Origin of the sequence: Vibrio sp. AND4 (assembly GCF_000171815.1) — a bacterium.
Lineage (GTDB): Bacteria > Pseudomonadota > Gammaproteobacteria > Enterobacterales > Vibrionaceae > Vibrio.
Genome location: NZ_ABGR01000037.1, coordinates 1 through 18,609, shown reverse-complemented (window position 1 = coordinate 18,609; position 18,609 = coordinate 1). Strand labels below are relative to the sequence as shown.

Annotated in this window: 15 protein-coding genes and 2 pseudogenes; 9 read left to right on the top strand and 8 right to left on the bottom strand. The window is 46.7% G+C overall.

Translation table 11 applies throughout. The features are described from left to right. Nucleotides 1-560: 560 nt before the first annotated feature. Genes AND4_RS17115 through hemC form a run of 4 tightly spaced genes read right to left on the bottom strand, consistent with a single transcriptional unit; the run spans nucleotide 561 to nucleotide 4,628 of the window. Nucleotides 561-1,742, bottom strand: coding sequence for a heme biosynthesis HemY N-terminal domain-containing protein (locus AND4_RS17115; RefSeq protein ID WP_009844240.1), 1,182 nt, complete (start codon nucleotides 1,740-1,742; stop codon nucleotides 561-563). After that, a complete protein-coding gene (locus AND4_RS17110) occupies nucleotides 1,742-2,941 on the bottom strand; it encodes a uroporphyrinogen-III C-methyltransferase (RefSeq protein ID WP_009844239.1) in 1,200 nt (399 codons plus the stop codon). Before AND4_RS17110 ends, AND4_RS17115 begins: the two co-directional genes overlap by 1 nt. A 17-nt stretch (nucleotides 2,942-2,958) precedes the next feature. Continuing rightward, nucleotides 2,959-3,687 carry a uroporphyrinogen-III synthase gene (locus tag AND4_RS17105; protein WP_009844238.1) on the bottom strand — a complete coding sequence of 243 codons (729 nt, stop codon included), beginning with the start codon at nucleotides 3,685-3,687 and terminating at the stop codon, nucleotides 2,959-2,961. Nucleotides 3,688-3,689: 2 nt separating this feature from the next. Further along, a complete protein-coding gene (hemC, locus tag AND4_RS17100; protein ID WP_009844237.1) occupies nucleotides 3,690-4,628 on the bottom strand; it encodes a hydroxymethylbilane synthase in 939 nt (312 codons plus the stop codon). Between the two features lie 349 nt (nucleotides 4,629-4,977). On the opposite strand from hemC, the gene AND4_RS17095 reads away from it, so the two are divergent. Further along, nucleotides 4,978-7,506, top strand: a complete 2,529-nt coding sequence (locus tag AND4_RS17095) for a class I adenylate cyclase (protein ID WP_043991837.1) — start codon at nucleotides 4,978-4,980, stop codon at nucleotides 7,504-7,506. A 105-nt stretch (nucleotides 7,507-7,611) separates the two neighbouring features. Here AND4_RS17095 and cyaY read toward each other — a convergent pair whose 3' ends face one another. After that, a complete protein-coding gene (gene cyaY / locus AND4_RS17090; RefSeq protein ID WP_009844235.1) occupies nucleotides 7,612-7,926 on the bottom strand; it encodes an iron donor protein CyaY in 315 nt (104 codons plus the stop codon). Between cyaY and AND4_RS19720 the strand changes: the two are divergent. From AND4_RS19720 to AND4_RS17055, 7 genes and pseudogenes are all read left to right on the top strand, one after another. Further along, nucleotides 7,906-8,117, top strand: a pseudogene (locus tag AND4_RS19720) (lipoprotein). The gene cyaY and the pseudogene AND4_RS19720 sit on opposite strands and share 21 nt — an antisense overlap. A 61-nt stretch (nucleotides 8,118-8,178) precedes the next feature. Then, nucleotides 8,179-9,432 (top strand): diaminopimelate decarboxylase, encoded by a 1,254-nt coding sequence (lysA, locus tag AND4_RS17080; protein WP_009844233.1) that lies wholly within the window; start codon nucleotides 8,179-8,181, stop codon nucleotides 9,430-9,432. Between the two features lie 10 nt (nucleotides 9,433-9,442). Beyond that, nucleotides 9,443-10,273, top strand: a complete 831-nt coding sequence (gene dapF / locus AND4_RS17075) for a diaminopimelate epimerase (RefSeq protein WP_009844232.1) — start codon at nucleotides 9,443-9,445, stop codon at nucleotides 10,271-10,273. After that, entirely contained in the window at nucleotides 10,267-10,998 is a 732-nt protein-coding gene (locus AND4_RS17070) for a DUF484 family protein (protein ID WP_009844231.1), read from the top strand. Before dapF ends, AND4_RS17070 begins: the two co-directional genes overlap by 7 nt. Continuing rightward, entirely contained in the window at nucleotides 10,964-11,905 is a 942-nt protein-coding gene (xerC, locus tag AND4_RS17065; RefSeq protein WP_009844230.1) for a tyrosine recombinase XerC, read from the top strand. The genes AND4_RS17070 and xerC overlap by 35 nt, the downstream gene beginning before the upstream one ends. A 13-nt stretch (nucleotides 11,906-11,918) precedes the next feature. Continuing rightward, nucleotides 11,919-12,635 (top strand): 5-amino-6-(5-phospho-D-ribitylamino)uracil phosphatase YigB, encoded by a 717-nt coding sequence (gene yigB, locus AND4_RS17060; protein WP_009844229.1) that lies wholly within the window; start codon nucleotides 11,919-11,921, stop codon nucleotides 12,633-12,635. Nucleotides 12,636-12,773: 138 nt separating this feature from the next. Continuing rightward, nucleotides 12,774-15,260 (top strand): EAL domain-containing protein, encoded by a 2,487-nt coding sequence (locus tag AND4_RS17055; RefSeq protein WP_009844228.1) that lies wholly within the window; start codon nucleotides 12,774-12,776, stop codon nucleotides 15,258-15,260. An 83-nt stretch (nucleotides 15,261-15,343) separates the two neighbouring features. Here the strand turns inward: AND4_RS17055 and AND4_RS17050 are convergent, their stop codons facing one another. Both AND4_RS17050 and AND4_RS17045 read right to left on the bottom strand, forming a co-directional pair. Then, the gene (locus AND4_RS17050) at nucleotides 15,344-15,940 is read right to left on the bottom strand and encodes a tRNA-uridine aminocarboxypropyltransferase (protein WP_009844227.1); all 597 of its coding nucleotides are present in this window, start codon (nucleotides 15,938-15,940) and stop codon (nucleotides 15,344-15,346) included. Between the two features lie 74 nt (nucleotides 15,941-16,014). Further along, nucleotides 16,015-17,049 (bottom strand): annotated as a pseudogene (locus AND4_RS17045) (hypothetical protein); the annotation flags it as partial. Nucleotides 17,050-17,090: 41 nt separating this feature from the next. Here AND4_RS17045 and AND4_RS17040 point away from each other — a divergent pair. Then, entirely contained in the window at nucleotides 17,091-17,561 is a 471-nt protein-coding gene (locus AND4_RS17040) for an EVE domain-containing protein (protein ID WP_009844225.1), read from the top strand. Nucleotides 17,562-17,635: 74 nt separating this feature from the next. On the opposite strand, the gene AND4_RS17035 is transcribed toward AND4_RS17040, so the two are convergent. Next, nucleotides 17,636-18,460 (bottom strand): Cof-type HAD-IIB family hydrolase, encoded by an 825-nt coding sequence (locus AND4_RS17035; protein ID WP_009844224.1) that lies wholly within the window; start codon nucleotides 18,458-18,460, stop codon nucleotides 17,636-17,638. Nucleotides 18,461-18,609: the final 149 nt, after the last annotated feature.

Here is an 18,609-nt window from a genome sequence, read left to right as displayed (position 1 = left end):
CCCGTCCGCTCCGCCACTTATTTAGAAACCCAGTCTTCGGACTGGGTTTTGTCGTTTAAGAGCAGGAGACTTTCCCTTGCAGGGAACGAGTCCCGCTCGTGTGCGAGTCCAATTTCGTGCAAGCTCAGACTAGGCGCCCCCGCCACTTCTTCAGACAAAGCCCTAAACAACGCGTCCTGGCAGAAATGCTAGGGCTTTGTCGTATCTTAAAGCTCGGTTCACCTATCGGTGACTGAATCCAGTCTGGAAAATTAACTGGTCCGGTTAATCCACTCTCTTTGGTATATCTTCTCCACAATGTGGTTGTCGTTCGTAAAGCATTGGTTTGTGAGATAACGTTGTGGTCACTAACGTCACACTTGCTCTAAAGGGTTCAACTCTGGTGAGTTGCAAGGCAGTTTGAGATGAGTGATGGAATCTTTGTTGATATTAACTAATGAAAGTTAACTGATAAGAGACCATTCGCTCCCGGTGCGAACGGTTTAATGCAAAGGCTCAAAGAACGGCAGGCAACAAAAAAGCCGACAATAACATTGTCGGCTTTCTAATCCCTGTATCGCTTAGTTTTTTTGAACGAGCGTTAAGGCTTTGCGTGAGACCTCATGGGCTGCTTTAGTCAGGTTCTGCTTCTGTAGGGTATCTGCTAAGAAAGCATAATCAGAAACGTCTGAGCGAAGTTTTAGCGCAATTTCGAAGTGTTGTTGTGCTTCTTGCCATCTCTCTTGTCGGAAGTAGAAGTGCGCCAATGCACTTTGGGCTGCGGCATTGTCTGGTTCACGCTTTAGGGTACCTTCAAGAAAAATAACCACTGGGTGGATATCAGCAAGGTTAAGCTCGGGCAGTAACCGATATAATTCAGGTGATGGGTTTTTCTTTAAGGCTTCTTTGATTACGGTAAAGGCTTCTGCGTCCGCTTTACGAGAAATTAACTCATGGGCAAAACAACCGATCAGGTGAGAATCTTGTCTGACTTTGCGTGGCAGACTGTTCCAGTGCGAGATCAACCCTTCACTCCCTTGCTGTTGAGCGACTTCATGCAGCAAGCCGAATTGACTTTTCTGAATGAGCTCTGCTTGCTCTTCTTCTGTTACTAACTTCGCTTTGCTTAGCTGCGGCATGAGATCCAGCAGTGGCTGCCATAACTTAAGCTGAATATAAGTGGTTTTTAACAGGTTAAGAACGATAGCGTTACTTGTGTACTGGCTTTTCAGAGTTTGTAGGGTATCAAAAGCGGCTTCGAATTCATTTTCACGAATAAACTGTTTCGCACGAGTGAGCTCTACCGCAAGATGTGCATTCTCTTGTTGGCTGGCCAGTTCTAGGTACTGGTCACGCTTCGCTTTATCACCTTGCCCTTGCGCAGCTTCTGAGGCCACCAGATAACACAAAAGAGGCATGTCATGATGATTTGCCCAACGTGTCACCTTTTTCTCAGCCCCTTTCCAGTCACCTTCAAGCAGCTTGATGATGCCTTCATTGGTGAAGCGACGAGAATGGCGCATTTTACGGACACTAAAATAGTTCCAGGTACTTGAGCTTGCGTAAACGACTTTCTTAATCACGTATTCTAGCAAGAACAGTGCTGTTAATACTGCAATCACGAGGAGCACTAGTGTGGTTACGCTCATTTCAATGGTTTTGTTTGCGATTGAAATCAGGACATAACCTTGCTGACCCGAGAACTGCGTGCCAACGAATAAGCCTGCACCAAGAACAACAAATAGGAAAATAAGACGAACCATTACTTCTCCTCCGCATCCGTCATTGTGGTCACTTCGCGACGTAGACGTTCACGAATTACGTCTGAGAGTTGGCTCTGGCTCTCTAGTTTTGTAGGATATTCAACTTGAATGTCTTGTTTACCCAACTGGCTCAGCGCTTTGTTGAATTCCTTCACCGAATTGTCATCTTGGTTAAAGAACGCCATTGCCCACTTATCTGCTGTCTCTAAAGAGGTGGTGTAGATGTCACCTTGCTCTTGATACACCGCTTTGATTGCAGTTTCTAACTTGGCTTTGATATTTTCTTTCAAGTAGAAGTGTTGTTGTGGGGATAGTAGCGGGATAACGTTGCCATCACGAGTACGGAAGGTGATGAAGTTTTCTGAAAAGTCTTTTAATGACGTCAACAGATTATCTTGCCAGTTTGCGATATCTTCCGACACTGGCTGTTTCTCAACGACTTCCGCATCTGGAAGTAGAGCATTAGCCAGTGGCAGCTTGTCGACTTGCTGTTGTAGCGCAGTGAGACGCAACACTAGGCCGTCACGGTCTACGAGAGGTACAACGCGCAGTTTAGTAATGTCATCGGCCATTGCTTTACGCAGTCTCACTAGGCTTGGATCGTTTAGTGCCGCGATGCGTTGATCCGCGCTTTCCATCAATTGAGTCGCACTTTCTACATCGTGCTCCAGAAACAACTTACGACCAGCGAGTTTGACTAAATAGTCAGCTTCAGCCAACAGCCAATCGTTTGGACGACGACCCTTTACCTCGGTGATTGCCATTTGCAGGCTTTCGATGCTCTTTTTTTGCTGATCTAGCACCACTTCTGCTTTGTGAGTCACAGTGGTTGCTTGTTCAATGGTCTCTTGTTTTACTTGGCTAAGCTCTTGTTTCATGGCTGTTTGAGCTTGCTCTATTTGACTTTTCAGCAGGGCGATCTGTGTTTGATATTCAGCTTGCTGTTCAAACATTTTGTAAGTCACCCCACCTAAAACCAGTGACAAGACGATCGCGATTGCACCCAGCTTGACGCCGCGTTTGCCTTGCTTCTCTTCGAATTCAACGTTGTTGGGTTTGATTGGCTCAGCGGGTTTTGATTCAACTTTGCTTGGCTCAAATTCTTGTTTAGGCGTATCTTTTTTTATTATCGGTGCCGATGTGGTTTCTTTGGAAAGGTTATTATCGTTATTTTTTTGGTCGTTATTTTTACTTGTCATGCCTATATCCTGTGTAGCTAGGGCTGGAGAGCAGCCAGTAATTCTTGGTTGGATGCACTTCCTGTGCACCTGACCTGAGTGAAGCCCCATTGAATTGCGATGTCAGCGATTCGCTGGCTAGGGAGATACAACTCTTGTAGATTAAGCCAAGCCAATTGCTCTGACGTCAATTGGCTGCACAAATAATCCAATTGTTCACCGCTTGTGACAATGATTTGATCGATTTGTTGGGCTTTCCATAGTGAGAAACAGCTTACTGGATCGAACGGGATAAATTCTCTCTTGTAAGTCTCACTATAGTGAACTTTTGCTCCGCGTCTCACCAATGCATCTTTTATCAACTCTCTTCCACCGTTGCCACGGAGGATAAGAACGGCTTTTTTTTCTACATTGTTTAGCTCGGGAAGCTGCAACAAATGCTCACTATCACCGACTTGTGGATAGTGTACTTTCTGTTGGGTACATTTGCTCAAACAGTGTGCTGTTTTTTGACCGACGGCAAGGTATATAGTCCGCTTAGGCCATGATTTAGCGTGGCTTTGTAAGATCTTCTGTGCGCATTGCACGGCGTGTTGACTTACTGCAATGATGATTTGAGCGGTTTCAATGTGTTTGGAGAGTTGTGTGTCGCTGAGATCGGCGACGATGTCGATCAGGGGGTGATGAATTGCAGTTTTGCCGTGCCTTTCGAGCAGAGAGCAAAGCGCCATGCCTTGCTCTCCCGGACGAGTGACCAACACTGCCATGATTATTCGTGGTCTGTGTACAGTTTGGTGAGAATATCGCGAGCACCGTTTGCAAGCAGTTCGTTAGCCAGCTGGACGCCTAGCGCTTCTGCATCGTTGCGGTGACCATGAATTTCACCACGAACAATTAGACTGCCGTCTGGTTCGCCAACCAGAGCTCTTAGCCAAATGTTATCGCCATCAAGCAGTGAATAGCTGCCGATTGGCACCTGACACCCACCTTCAAGAGTGAGGTTCATTGCGCGCTCACAGCGAACGCGGTCTGCGGTGTCTCGGTGGTTGAGGGGTTCGAGCAATTTTCGTAGACGCTCATCATCGATACGACATTCGATACCGACAGCACCTTGCCCTACTGCCGGCAGTGATTGCTCTGGTTCGATAAAGCTTCGAATGCGCTCTTCAAGTTCAAGGCGTTTCAGTCCTGCCGCGGCAAGAATAATGGCGTCGTATTCACCTGCATCCAGCTTACCTAGACGTGTACCTACGTTGCCACGAAGCTCTTTGATGACTAGGTCTGGGCGGTATTCTTTTAACTGACATTGACGACGCAGGCTACAAGTACCGACAACTGCACCTTGTGGAAGATCATCAATGTTGTTGTAAGTGTTAGAGACGAAGGCGTCTCGTGGGTCTTCACGTTCACAAATCGTCACTAAGCCAAGACCATCAGGGAAATCTATCGGTACATCTTTCATTGAGTGAACCGCAAGATCCGCACGGCCTTCGAGCATTGCTACTTCTAATTCTTTAACGAACAAGCCTTTACCACCAACTTTTGCTAGTGGTGTATCCAAAATGATGTCACCTTTGGTCACCATGGTGACGAGTTCAACTTCAAGGCCCGGATGAGCGGATTGAAGCGCGTCTTTGACAAAGTGAGCTTGCCACAGGGCAAGAGGGCTTTTTCGAGTTGCAATGCGAATTGGCGTAGATTGTGTCATGGTCTTCTCAATGCTGTTTTAGTTTTATCTAATCCTACCACTCAACGCGTGAAAGTCTTAATGTTAGTTGGGCTTCTCTTGGTATCGTGAATATAATCCTATGACGTTGTGAAAATAGTGTGACTGAATTCTCATTTAGACTAAGGAGCATTATTCGTGACAGGTCAATACAAGCGACACTACTGCACTATCAATTTTTGCGACAGGCATAGGATTTTTGGGCCGCAACTATTTGCGGGTACAAATCTTTACCAACTCTTACAAAAATGTTAAATTGATCACGTTTTTAAGCTATTTTGATTTAAAAACGGCAGCAGACATTCGTGATTGTTCAACCAAGGAACTTCCCTTGCAGGCTTATACTCAAAAACTTATTAAGCGATTAGATAACCTGAACCAGCAGCGGGTCGAGCGCGCGCTGGCGCTTATGGATTCGCAAAGCCAGCAAGTCTTTCACTTGATTCCTGCCTTGTTGAACTACAACCATCCCGCTATTCCTGGCTACTACGATGCAGATGTGCCTCATGGTGTTTTTAGTTTTGAGCTGAACGAACTCCAACAGCAATTTCTTGATGATACTCAACTGACGATAGGTCAAGCGCTTGAGACAGCCGTTCAGCCTGCGATTTTAGGCTTGTACACTATGGGCAGCACGTCTTCTATCGGTCAAAGCACGTCAAGTGATCTGGATGTTTGGGTGTGTATCTCACCGGAGATGGATACCAGCCAACGTGAGTTGCTGACCAACAAATGCTTACTGATCACTGATTGGGCGCAAAGCCAAGGCGTGGAAGCGAACTTTTTCTTAATGGATGAAGAGCGTTTTCGTAGCAATTATTCTGAAGAGATGACGGGTGATAACTGTGGTTCCTCACAGCACCTGTTATTGCTGGATGAATTCTACCGCTCTGCGGTTCGCCTTGCGGGACAGCGTTTATTGTGGCAAATCGTGCCACCAGAAATGGAAGAGTGTTACGACGAGTACGTTGCACAACTTTGCCAAGATGGCCACATCAATTGCGATGAGTGGATCAACTTCGGTCAGCTTAATCGTATTCCTGCTGAAGAGTACTTCGGTTCGAACTTATGGCAGCTTTACAAGAGTATCGATTCTCCTTATAAATCCGTGCTGAAAGCGATCTTGCTTGAAGCTTACTCTTGGGAATACCCGCACACACAGCTGCTCAGTATTGATACCAAACGTCGTTTCTTCGCACATGAGCCGGACTTATACGGCATGGATGCGTATTACTTGATGCTTGAGAAAGTCACGCGTTACTTAGAGCGAATTCAAGACAACACGCGTTTAGACTTGGTCCGCCGCTGTTTCTACCTTAAAACCCATGAAAAACTGTCTCGTGAACCTGACGTGGGTTCCGTGGCTTGGCGTCGTGAAGCCTTGAGTGACTTGATTGCGAAATGGGACTGGAGTGAATTGGTACTGGTAGAGCTCGATGATCGACGCAACTGGAAGGTAGAGCAAGTGAAGGTGGTGCACCATGCGCTGTTGGATGCTTTGATGCAAAGTTACCGTAACTTGATTCAGTTTGCGCGTCGTAATGACATTACCTCGGCAATCAGCCCGCAAGACATCAGTATCCTTGCGCGTAAGTTGTATGCCGCATTCGAAGTGCTGCCGGGCAAAGTTACCTTACTTAACCCTCAGATCTCGCCAGATTTGCACGAACCTGATTTAAGCCTCATTGAGGTAAAAGAGGGGGGAGTGAATCAATCGGGTTGGTATCTCTATAAACAGCCACTGGTCGCGCACCGCATCCTTGGTCAACCCTATCTTGAGCACCATGAGTACTTGAGTAAATTGGTTTCTTGGGCGTTTTTTAACGGTTTAATCACTGAGTCGACGCGTTTACACGCGGTGGTACGTGAAGCACAGCTGGACATCGATAAGTTTTACCAAATGGTCAGTGATCTGCGTAATACCTTCTCGTTGCGCAAGCGCCGTCCATCCATGCAGGCGCTGGCAAGCCCCTGTGAAATCAGCCAAATGGCCATGTTCATCAACTTTGAAAATGATCCAACGGCGGAGCTTTCTGGACGTTCACTGAAAGTCGATGTAAAAAATACCGATATCTTCAGCTTTGGCCCTGAGCAAATTAATCTAGTCGGTAGCGTCGATTTAGTGTACCGCAACTCATGGCACGAAGTGCGGACGCTGCATTTCAAAGGCGAGACAGCAATGCTGGATGTATTGAAGACCATTCTGGGTAAAATGCACCAAGATGCGATTCCGCCAGAGTCAGTGGATGTATTCTGCTATGCAAAGAATATGCGTGGCGTGATGCGCAATACGGTTTATCAATTGCTGGCTGAGTGTATTGATTTACGTCTCAAGCCCGTTGAGCAAGAGAAACGTCGTCGTTTTAAAGCAATGCGCTTTGGTAACCAAACTTATGGTTTGTTCTTTGAGCGTCGTGGGGTATCGGTTCAGAAGCTAGAAAATTCGATCGATTTCTATCGCAGCATTTCGACCAATAAGCTGAAAGGCTCGCCGTTGCTGATGTTAGATCGCGAGCAAGAGTTTCAATTACCAGGAGTGGTGGATGGCTTTGCCAGCGAAGGTTTGGTGCAGTTTTTCTTTGAAGACACTGATGATGGTTTCAACATCTATGTGTTGGATGAGTCCAACCAAGTTGAAGTTTACCACCAGTTCAGTGGCTCGAAAGATGAGATGATTGCTTCAGTGAACAGCTTCTACACCTCCGAGAAAGATGACAGTCGAGTATCGTCGAAGTTTATTAATTTTAACTTGCCGCAGTACTATCAAATTATTCATCCGGAAGAAGGCAGTACCTACATTATTCCTTATCGCAATGATGGTTGTACGCCAACTCGCACTACCAAAGCCGTCAATGTATAATTAATAAAAAAGAGCACCGAGGTGCTCTTTTTTCGTTTCGATTGCTGATGTTTCGCTTAGGTAACTGATGCTGAGGTAAGCGACAGTCACATAGGCCCACTTTGCTTATGGCCAATCGATCGCTTCACCAGCGTGTTTTTCACATTCTTCCTTCACCATTTCAAACAGTTCCATGCCCGTTTTAGAGCAGGTCCACTGGGTATCAACGAACTTGAAATGGAAGCCACCAGATTTAGACGCCAACCAGATCTCATGCATTGGCTCTTGGCGATTAATGATGATCTGGCTGCGGTCCTCAAATTCTAATGTCATTACGTTACCAGTGACTTCGTAATCAATGTCTGCGCCTGATTCATCGATGGATTCTTCGATGTTTTGCATCTGCGTGTCCACCAGTTGATGAAATTCAGTATCGTTCATCCGTCTATCCTATTGCTTTTCCTGAGTGTGGTGCGATTATAGGGGGCATTGGTTTAATAATCACGATATGCAAAATGAAAAAATTACTTATGGTGTTGTTTGTGATGGTTGCAGCGACACTCGCTGGTTGTGGTCAATCAGGTTCACTTTACATCCCAGATGACGCTCCACAAAATGAGCAGTCTCAATAATTAGCCACCCTCTAGGGTGAAATCAGGGTTTAGCAGTCGAATTAATTAAGGGAAGCAAATTTTGGATTACTTCAACTATCAGGATGATGGCCAGCTTTGGGCTGAAGACGTCTCACTCCAAGTTCTTGCCAAGCAATATGGCACTCCTCTTTATGTTTACTCTCGAGCAACGCTAGAGCGTCACTGGAAGGCGTTTGATAGTGCAGTGGGTCAACATCCTCATCTTGTTTGTTACGCAGTAAAAGCAAACTCAAACTTGGGCGTATTGAATGCACTGGCTCGTTTGGGCTCAGGCTTTGATATCGTATCGGGTGGTGAACTTGAGCGTGTTATCGCGGCCGGCGGTGATGCGAAGAAGGTGGTGTTCTCCGGTGTTGGCAAAACGCCAGCCGAGATGAAACGCGCTTTGGAGTTGGGCATTAAATGCTTCAATGTGGAATCAGAACCAGAGCTTGAGCGCTTGAATAAAGTTGCAGGTGAGCTCGGTGTGGTTGCCCCGATTTCTCTACGAATTAACCCTGATGTAGACGCAAAAACTCACCCTTATATTTCGACTGGTTTACGTGATAACAAATTTGGTATCGCGTTTGACCGCGCTCCCGCGGTATACCAATTTGCACAGAGCTTACCAAACTTAAATGTGCAAGGCATCGACTGCCATATTGGTTCTCAGTTGACTGAAATTGAACCTTTTATCGATGCGACCGATCGTCTATTAACACTGATTGATGGCTTGAAAGCGCAAGGCATCGACATTCGCCACCTCGATGTTGGCGGTGGTTTGGGCGTGGTATATCGTGATGAATTGCCACCGCAGCCTTCAGATTACGCGAAAGCATTGCTTGGGCGACTTGAGAATCATCAAGATCTCGAACTGATTTTTGAACCCGGTCGTGCGATTGCTGCTAACGCGGGTATATTGTTAACGCGTGTCGAATTTCTCAAACACACTGAACATAAGAACTTTGCCATCATCGATGCGGCAATGAACGACTTAATGCGTCCTGCGCTATACCAAGCATGGCAAGATATTGTCCCGGTTGTACCACGTGAAGGTGAAACACAGAACTACGACTTAGTCGGTCCAATTTGTGAAACGGGCGACTTCTTGGGCAAAGATCGAGCATTAGCACTACAAGAAGGTGATCTGCTCGCGGTTCGTTCTGCAGGCGCCTATGGTTTTGTGATGTCTTCGAACTACAATACTCGTACCCGAGCGGCGGAAGTGATGGTGGATGGTAACCAAAGCCACCTAGTTCGCCAACGTGAGGAGCTGACCAGTTTGTGGCAGCTGGAACAGATTCTACCGGAGTAACACACAGCAAATGCATTTCCATTTTTCAAAAATGCACGGTTTGGGTAACGACTTTATGGTCGTCGACTGCATCACCCAGAACGTGTTTTTCTCGCAAGACTTGATTCGTCGCTTGGCGAATCGTCACACAGGCGTCGGCTTTGACCAATTACTGGTGGTTGAAGCGCCTTATGATCCTGAAACCGACTTCCACTACCGTATTTTTAATGCCGATGGCAGTGAAGTCGAACAATGTGGCAATGGCGCTCGTTGCTTCGCGCGCTTCGTACGATTGAAAGGTTTGACCAACAAATACAGTATCAGCGTCAGTACTAAGAAAGGTAAGATAACGCTTGCCATCGAAGATGATGGTGAAGTGGCGGTGAACATGGGAGTGCCTGAGTTCGAGCCGAATAAGATCCCTTTCAAAGCAAAGCAGAAAGAGAAAACCTACATCATGCGCACAGGCGAAAAAACTCTGTTTTGTGGCGCAGTGAGTATGGGCAACCCACATGTAGTGACAGTTGTCGACGATGTCGATACGGCAGAAGTGGAAACACTCGGTCCACTATTAGAATCACATGAACGCTTCCCAGAGCGTGCGAACGCGGGCTTTATGCAGATTGTGGATCGTAACAACATACGTTTACGCGTTTATGAACGAGGGACAGGTGAAACCCAAGCTTGCGGCAGCGGTGCTTGTGGCGCGGTTGCGGTTGGTATTATGCAAGGTCTATTGGATGAAAATGTGAAAGTCTCACTTCCTGGTGGTGATCTCCGCATATCATGGCAAGGTCCAGGTAAGCCATTGTTTATGGCTGGTCCAGCAACTCATGTATTTGATGGTCAATTGTCGTGCTAGTGGAAGACCAAAAAACGCAACTCTCAGAAGTTGAAGCGAATGCGTTGACTGCGGAAGTCGTTGCTCAGTATTTAAAAGATCATCCTGATTTCCTTGTTCAACGCCCAGAATTGGTCGATCGCCTCTCCGTACCTCATACAGACTCAGGCACGGTTTCTTTGGTTCACGTTCAAATGAACCGCCAGCGTCAACGCATTGAAGATTTAGAAGAAGAAATCACCACATTGATGTCTATGGCGGCGAACAACGATCGCACCTTCTACGAGTTCATGGATCTACAAGGGGAAGTCCTCAAATGTAATGACTTTCAGCAAGTCATCAACGCGATTGAAGTTAAAGCCGAAAACCTTGGCTTGAAGGCGTATGTGCGTTTATTGAACCAATGTGATGCTGCGACACCATTGAGTAAGGAAAACTACCAACGCTTTGCTACCAACCACTTAAATGGTAAACCAGCGTACTTGGGACGCCTGCGTAAAGTGGATCGCGAAGCTTTGTTTGAGGGGATGGATGTGCCAGAAATGGGGTCCTATGTAGTGTTACCGCTGGTGAAAAAACAGACGCTTGGTGTACTGGCTTTTTCTAGTGAAGACGGCGGTCACTTTCAACCAGACATGGACACCTTGTTTTTGCGTCACCTATCATTAGTAGTAGCACATCTCGCTCAAACCTTAGTATGGCAAAGTCATGATGACGACAACTCCCAACACACCTCTGCCAAATAGTCTTCAAAAGCCTCTTCAACGCTTCTATGAATTCCTGCGAAGCGAAAAGGGGCTCAGCCTGCACACTCAACGCAACTACAAACAACAATTGGAAACCATGGCTCAACATTTGGTTGAGATGGGGTTGAAAGATTGGTCACAAGTTGATGCCAGTTGGGTGCGGCAACTGGCAGGGAAAGGCATGCGTGAAGGTATGAAAGCCAGTAGCGTCGCGACCCGCTTATCTTCTTTACGCAGCTTTTTTGATTTCCTGATTTTGCGTGGTGAAATGTCAGCAAACCCTGCTAAAGGGGTTTCGGCGCCACGTAAGAAACGTCCATTACCGAAAAACCTCGATGTGGATGAAGTAAGCCAACTGCTCGAGGTGAACGAAGGCGATGCATTAGCGGTGCGCGATCGTGCCATGATGGAGTTGATGTACGGTGCTGGTCTTCGCCTAGCGGAACTGGTGAGCGTCGACATGCGCGATATTCAGTTGCGCAGTGGCGAATTACGCGTGATTGGTAAAGGCGACAAAGAGCGAAAAGTGCCGTTCTCTGGTATGGCAACCGAATGGGTTGGCAAGTGGTTGCGCGTGCGTGGTGACATAGCTGCACCGGGTGAACCTGCTTTATTTGTCTCTAAGCTAGGAACGCGCATCTCACATCGCAGTGTGCAAAAGCGCATGGCGCAATGGGGGCAAAAACAATCAGTGGCGAGCCACATCAGTCCGCACAAACTGCGTCACTCGTTTGCGACGCACATGTTGGAATCGAGTAATAACTTACGTGCGGTGCAAGAGCTGTTGGGTCACGAAAATATTTCAACCACCCAAATCTATACCCACTTAGATTTCCAACATTTAGCACAAGCTTATGATCAGGCGCATCCGAGAGCGCGTAAAAAAAATCACGATAAGTCGGACTAAGCCAAGGAATCCAATGAAATTCTACCGCCGAATCGCGTCAGTACAGGCGATGACCTTTGACCTTGATGACACTCTTTATGACAACTACCCAGTGATTATTCGCATGGAGCATGAGTTGCTATCTTGGCTTAAACACCACCATCCGGCGGTCGCTCATTTGGACAAAGCGGATTGGCTCGCTCTCAAACTCAGTGCCGTGCAGCGACAACCGGAGCTAAAGAGTGACGTCACTTTGTGGCGTTTGGCGCAACTCAAGCTAGCCTTTTCTCAAGTCGGGTATCATGATGATGATTCACATGCTGCTGCGCAAGCCGCGGTAGACGTCGCACTGGATTGGCGTAACCGTTTTGAGTTGCCGCAGCAAAGTCTTGATGTGCTTGCTGAACTCGGGCAAAACATTCCGCTGGTGGCGATAACCAACGGCAATGTTGATTTAGATAAAAGTGGGCTCACGCCTTATTTCCAGCAAGTGCTGAAAGCGGGACCGGATGGCAGCGCGAAGCCATCACCAGAGATGTTCCGTAAAGCGCAGCAATTTTTGGATTTGCCAAGTGAGCGTATTCTTCATGTTGGCGACCATTTAGTGACCGATGTGCAAGGCGCAAAACGTTCGGGTTTCGCTGCATGCTGGTTGAATGTTAAAAACAAAAACATCATCAATCTGGCCAAAACAACAAGCTTACCTGATATTGAGATTGATAACCTGCAGTCATTAATTAAGCTTTTGTAACCACATTCGCATTAATCTATACAATCTTCGCTCTGATCCTAGCAAAGCCCCTCAAAGCCACGTAAGTTAATCTTATAAAATCAAAAGAAACACAGCACTTTCAGTTAATTTGGCTTGATAACGGTAGTGGTAAGGTAAATGCGAGTATTCTCTCAACTGGTTCAAAATGTGGATCAGCTAAATGACTTTTTAGTCACTTTTCGGTGTTGTGCGGATAAGCATTATCTGGTGCAACTTCTATCCACGCAATCACGTGAAACGGTAGTGAAACTTGCTCGGGCAATACTAGGGAGGCTGCCCGACACACATATTATTGGGCACAGCACTCGTCATGTTATCTTGGAAGGTGAGATCATCAACCATGGTTGTCTAGTGTGTGTGATGGAGTTTGAGCAAACCAGTTTGACTTCTGCTGTTCAGCGTTATTCCTTTTCACCTGATATCGATGGCTATGACTTAAAGCAAGCGCTAAAACTTCAAGATAACTCAAAAGCCATTATCAGTTTCTCTGTCCAAATCGAACGACGTGACTATCCGCTATATCGTGTGTTTAATACCGATGGCCCTATGGTCTCTGGTGGTTTAGCGCAAGCGATTGATGACGGTTGTTGGGTTCTACACCAAGATCAGGTTTATGATGAAGCTGCTGTGGCTGTTGCTTTACATAGTGAAAGTTTAAAAACATGGACTCGCGCGTATTCTGAGTGGAACCCAATTAGCATGCCGCACAGAGTCACTCATGCCAATGGTACGCGTCTTTATTGTTTGGGGGAGCGTAAGGCATTTGATGTGTACAAACATTATCTCGCTGATGGATGCGATCTGACACTCAATCAACTGCTGAATTTTCCGCTTTATCGCCAATCCGTTGGGCGCAAAGAAGTGTGTGCGGTGACGGAGATTCATCCCGATGGAAGTATGAGCTTTGATCGGCCTTGGTGTTTGGGTGATGAGGTGCAGTTTTGCTACAGCCATCCTTCTTTAACCTTTGAGCAAGTACGCCACGGAGTGGTGGAACTTGCGATGCATCAGCCAGAAGCGGTAATGATTTATAACTGTGCGTCACGACTTGATTACATTGATAGTAGCGATGAGGTTCGTAGCTTTGCTGAGCTTTCACACACGTCAGGAAGTTACTGTATGGGTGAACTATATAATGAGAATGATCAACAGGAAATTCTACATCACAGTCTGACTTATCTTGCGATGCGTGAAGGAGATGAAGTGAATGAGCTGCATTTACCAGCGCCGGCAATGACCGCCTCTATTTCTCCCTTGTTCAGTCTGATCCGTAATGCGATTAGTGACCTAAATAACATGAATGCGAACATGGGCTACCAACTCAACCGCCAGACGAAAAAGTTGGAACGGAGCTTCCGTCGAGATAGCCTGACCGGATTACAAAACCGCGTTGTTCTACAAGAGCGTTTGCACAGCATTGAAGCGGATGAACATTTACTCACCCTCAAACTACTTAACTTTAGCCACATCAATGAAAAATATGGGTATCGTGTTGGCGATCAACTGTTGAAAGATCTGTCAATGCACTTTAGTCATCGCCTGCGAAAACGCCTTGGTAAACTTGCTACTTTACAGCTGTATAGCATTGGTGTTGGTGAGTGGGCGTTCTTGTTTAAAGCTGAAACGAGTAACGAAGTGATTATGCAGCAATTTACTCGTTTTGTTGATGCGGTTGAGCAGACTAACTTTGAACCAAGTGGTTTACGTGACATTGATTACCTCTCTATCTCATTGTGTGGTGGTTTAGTCAGCCGTCGCGATTTCCCAACTGCATCGCCAGATGAATTGCTATTGAAAGGCATAGAGGCGCGCAGAGCTGGAGTGCGTAGTAATATTTACATCTGTAATGCCAAAGACACTGAGGTGAACGACGATGTGCGGAAAGAGCAGCTGGGTTGGTTGAGTTGTGTGAGTCGAGCGATCCTAAAGCAGAATATCGTTACCTATAGTCAGCCAATTGTGCACGCCTACAACCATCGTTTTGCTAGCCAAGAGTGTTTGGTGCGGATTATTGAGGATGACGGAAGCGTTATTGGCCCGGGACGCTTCTTACCCATCATCTCCGATACCCACTTGTACACGCGTTTGAGCCGTCACATGATCCATTCGACGCTGAATTACATGAAGGACAAACAAGGCGACTTTTCTATTAACTTATCACCGCAAGATCTACTCAGTGAAAAAACGCTGATGTTGCTTGAGCGTGCGATTAACCAACTGAATGACCCAAGACGGATTGGTTTAGAAGTATTGGAATCGGAGCAAATTAAAGATTATGGACGAATGATTGAGGTGTGCAGCCACTTTAGAAACCTAGGTGCACGTATTATTGTTGATGATTTTGGTTCGGGGTACTCCAATATTGATGAAATTCTCAAACTGGAGCCAGAAGTGATTAAACTCGATGGCAGCTTGATTCGCAATATCGACAAAGACCAAAAGCAGCGCAATATTGCTGCGCAGTTGGTGCGTTTATGTCAGGTATTTAATGCTAAGACGGTTGCTGAGTTTGTGCATAACAAAGAGGTGTGTGACATTGCTCAGGATATGGGCGTCGATTACCTGCAAGGTTATTACTTGGGCGAACCAACACGTTTGTTCTAATGTGCTTAAGGCGTTTTGTTTCACGTGAAACAGCGGCCAATAAAAAACGCAGCGATAAAGCTGCGTTTTTTATTGGGGAGGCGTTAGGCTTTGAACTCGTGGCCACTTTTCTCGGCTTGGAAACGAGGGAGGTATTGTTTAAAGAAGTCCAGCATCTGCTGTTGGTTTTGTTCTTCACCAAGCTGTCCGAGTAATTGAGCAGCGACTTCAAAAGTACACAAGTTGCCGTCTTGTTGGTTGCGACGCAATTGATATTGGGAATTGGCTTGAATGTCTAAGTTCATCATCACTAGCCCATCTAACCAGCGGCTCTTATTGATCATCTTGCGCGCTTCTTGCCAGGTTGCATCAACAATAATGTACAGCGGTTGTCTGTTTTGCACTTTGCTTTGTTGTTGTACTTGCTCAAGCGTCAGGCTTTGTTCACTAGGGAACAGTATTATGGGAAGCAGGCTTGGATCAGCAAGCATTTCTAATAACTCTGTGGGTGGCACTTTTCGGTCCCAAACGGCTTGAGTGACATTCAGCTGGCACGGCGCAAGCAGTTTGCCAGTGTTGGTATCACGTGTCACCTCATTGGGGTGCATCAACAGCAACAGAGAAGGCTCACTGTTTAATTTAGGCAGCAGTGAACAGAGGCAATTGAACTGAAAGCCACAATGTGGGCAAAGCTGAGTCATTATCAGTGCACTCCTTTACTAACGGGGGGGAGGCCATCCGAGAGCAGATGTGTTTCGCTTAATGGCTTTGGGCTTGAGTTATTTACTGTTGTTGCGTATAGCACTAAACCGCCATCGGCAATGGGATAAACCCGATTACCCACTTTCTCTTTTTCTGCTTTCAGTTGGTCGTTTTCACGGGTGAACAGTCGCTCAGTGATTAAATGTTGCTGCTGATGGTGGGTCATGACGACTTGTACCTGTGATGGGCTCAATTGTTGCCAATAGCCATGTTCAACTTGTGTTGGTTGTCCGCCTGAATAGACGTATTTGGTGATCGCACTGTGGTCACTGCTCAGAGTCATCTGCACCGTAAAGCCCTGTGATTGGGTCGACGTTGCCACGTAGGTGTTCACCCAACCTAATGTTGAATCGACATTGGCCGCCATGCCACAACCTAGGTAAGTTTTATTGGCATGCTTCAGTGTTGCCTTCCAGCCATAGAGTGAGTGGCTCATGGTGTCAGAGCACAGACTCTCGGTCATGCGCAGCTCGCCGTCATTAAGTTGATAAGTGCGCTGTCGAGGTCGCAGTTGACGGCTGGTGATGTTGAGAGCTTCTACCGACTTGCCCATTGGCTGGAATTTAAGGGTGTTGCCTTCGAAATTGGCTGTCCAAAAAGGCTCATTACCAAATACACGCGTGGGTTTGCTGGTTTGTTGACAGTAATGCGGGTTTTCTGTCGTGAGGAAGTTCACCTGCTCAATCACAAAATTAGCGTCGAAATCTGCAGAAAAACGGTCAACGCTCGGTGGAGCCAGATGACCAATCACTTCACCATACATGGCTTGATAAGGTTCATTGGTGATTGCCATTGCTTGCTGCATTTGTTGTGGCGACAGTTGCAGCCAGTATTGTTTGTCACTGCCACAAGGTGTGATGTATCGGCTTTTGTGCCCAATCACTACTTCGCCATGCAGCATAAAGCTTTGGGGTAGGATGGTGTCCGGCTTGTCTAGAGATGCCGGCGGGGGGCTTGGTGTGTCTGCATCGGATTGCGTCGGCGCCATGTGACATGCTTGCAGAAGCAGCAGTATGACTATTGCTGCTGGGTTTTTTGAAGCCTTCATGTTATATCTTCCTCATTACTCAATCCGCACCGGGTGGCATTATGGCATATTGGTTATTTAAAACAGAACCAGATACCTTTTCTATTGAGACGCTCCGAATCCAAAAGGTTTCATGTTGGGAGGGCGTTCGTAATTATCAGGCACGCAATATGATGCGTGACCAAGTAAAACTGGGCGATTTGGTGCTGATTTACCACTCCTCTTGCAAGAACGTTGGTGTGGCTGGTATCGCCAAAGTTACCCGAGAAGCGTATCCGGATCACTTCCAGTTTGATGTAGAGAGTGATTACTACGATCCGAAATCTGACCCAGAGAGCCCACGTTGGATAATGGTGGATATCGAGTTTGTACGTAAGACCGAGCGCTTGATCCCGCTGTCGGTAATGAAGGCGATGCCGGAGCTAGAAAACATGCCCTTGGTGAAACGCGGTAATCGCCTTTCTATCATGCCGGTGAGTGAAGAAGAGTGGCAAGCGATTCTCGGCAAAGAGAAGCTGCCAAGTCAGCGATAATAGAAAAAGGGCTGCATCATGCAGCCCTTGGTAATGTGATTGTTCACCAGTTATTATTCCCTTTTTAATACAGGTTATAGCAGGTGTTCTTGCAAGTAGTGAGCAACCGCATCATCGGCGTTGCTGCCGATCACTTCGTTATTTGGTAGGGCTTTCATCACTTTATCGTGAGAGGTGCCCATCACCAAACCTTTACCCGCCATCGAGAGCATTTCCACGTCATTCATACCGTCTCCAAAGGCGATGGTGTTGCCCAGGGTCAAACCAATAGACTCCGCGACAGCCTTCAACGCATCACCTTTGGAAACGCCTGCACTCATTACTTCCAAGCACCAAGGCGTTGAGAATGCGATATTTAGTCGATCGCCAAATTGTTCACGCAATTTGGTTTCGAAGGTCACAAGATGATCGTGATCTTCTGCCGGGTGAGTAAAGAAGACCTTGGCAATGCCGTGCGTTGGTGCGTTATCTTGATCGTACAGCTTGTAAGAGAACTCTTCATGGAAATCACGCACTTTTTCGTCGTCTTTGTTTAACAACCAGTCGTCGTTTTGGTAAATGTGGATAAGTATCTCTGGATCCGTCTTGATCGTGTCGATCACAGGTTGAACCAAATCTTCTGGTACGTTCTGACTGAACATCTCTTGATTATTTTGATCGTGGACACGTGCACCGTTCGAAGTGATCATGTAAGCCGGAATACCGACCGTTCGACGAATGCTTGCGACATCTACGTGGTGGCGACCTGTTGCAAAGACAAATGTGTAACCTTGTTCATGCAGCGCTTTGAGCGTCTCTTTCGAGTAAGTGCTTAGCTGGTGATTTGGTGCGAGTAACGTGCCATCCAGATCTGAGGCGACGATTTTAGTGATCTCTTTGCAAGGTAGCGGTGTGCTCATGAAGCCCTCGTAAACGGTTCGGATAGAGTAGAACAGGCGGAGCACAATACATTGATAAGGTCGTATTGCTCCGAGTCTGGGGAATTGGCAAAGTTTACGTGAAAATGAGGAGGAAAAAGAGGGTAAATCGCGGAGCTCGTATTTCCTCT

Coding starts and splice junctions, on each gene's coding strand:
- xerC (WP_009844230.1), top strand. CDS start 10,964: ATGACGACAACTCCCAACACACCTCTGCCAAATAGTCTTCAAAAGCCT.
- AND4_RS17040 (WP_009844225.1), top strand. CDS start 17,091: ATGGCATATTGGTTATTTAAAACAGAACCAGATACCTTTTCTATTGAG.
- cyaY (WP_009844235.1), bottom strand. CDS start 7,926: ATGAACGATACTGAATTTCATCAACTGGTGGACACGCAGATGCAAAAC.
- AND4_RS17115 (WP_009844240.1), bottom strand. CDS start 1,742: ATGGTTCGTCTTATTTTCCTATTTGTTGTTCTTGGTGCAGGCTTATTC.
- AND4_RS17110 (WP_009844239.1), bottom strand. CDS start 2,941: ATGACAAGTAAAAATAACGACCAAAAAAATAACGATAATAACCTTTCC.
- AND4_RS17105 (WP_009844238.1), bottom strand. CDS start 3,687: ATGGCAGTGTTGGTCACTCGTCCGGGAGAGCAAGGCATGGCGCTTTGC.
- AND4_RS17035 (WP_009844224.1), bottom strand. CDS start 18,460: ATGAGCACACCGCTACCTTGCAAAGAGATCACTAAAATCGTCGCCTCA.
- hemC (WP_009844237.1), bottom strand. CDS start 4,628: ATGACACAATCTACGCCAATTCGCATTGCAACTCGAAAAAGCCCTCTT.
- yigB (WP_009844229.1), top strand. CDS start 11,919: ATGAAATTCTACCGCCGAATCGCGTCAGTACAGGCGATGACCTTTGAC.
- AND4_RS17050 (WP_009844227.1), bottom strand. CDS start 15,940: ATGACTCAGCTTTGCCCACATTGTGGCTTTCAGTTCAATTGCCTCTGT.
- dapF (WP_009844232.1), top strand. CDS start 9,443: ATGCATTTCCATTTTTCAAAAATGCACGGTTTGGGTAACGACTTTATG.
- AND4_RS17055 (WP_009844228.1), top strand. CDS start 12,774: ATGCGAGTATTCTCTCAACTGGTTCAAAATGTGGATCAGCTAAATGAC.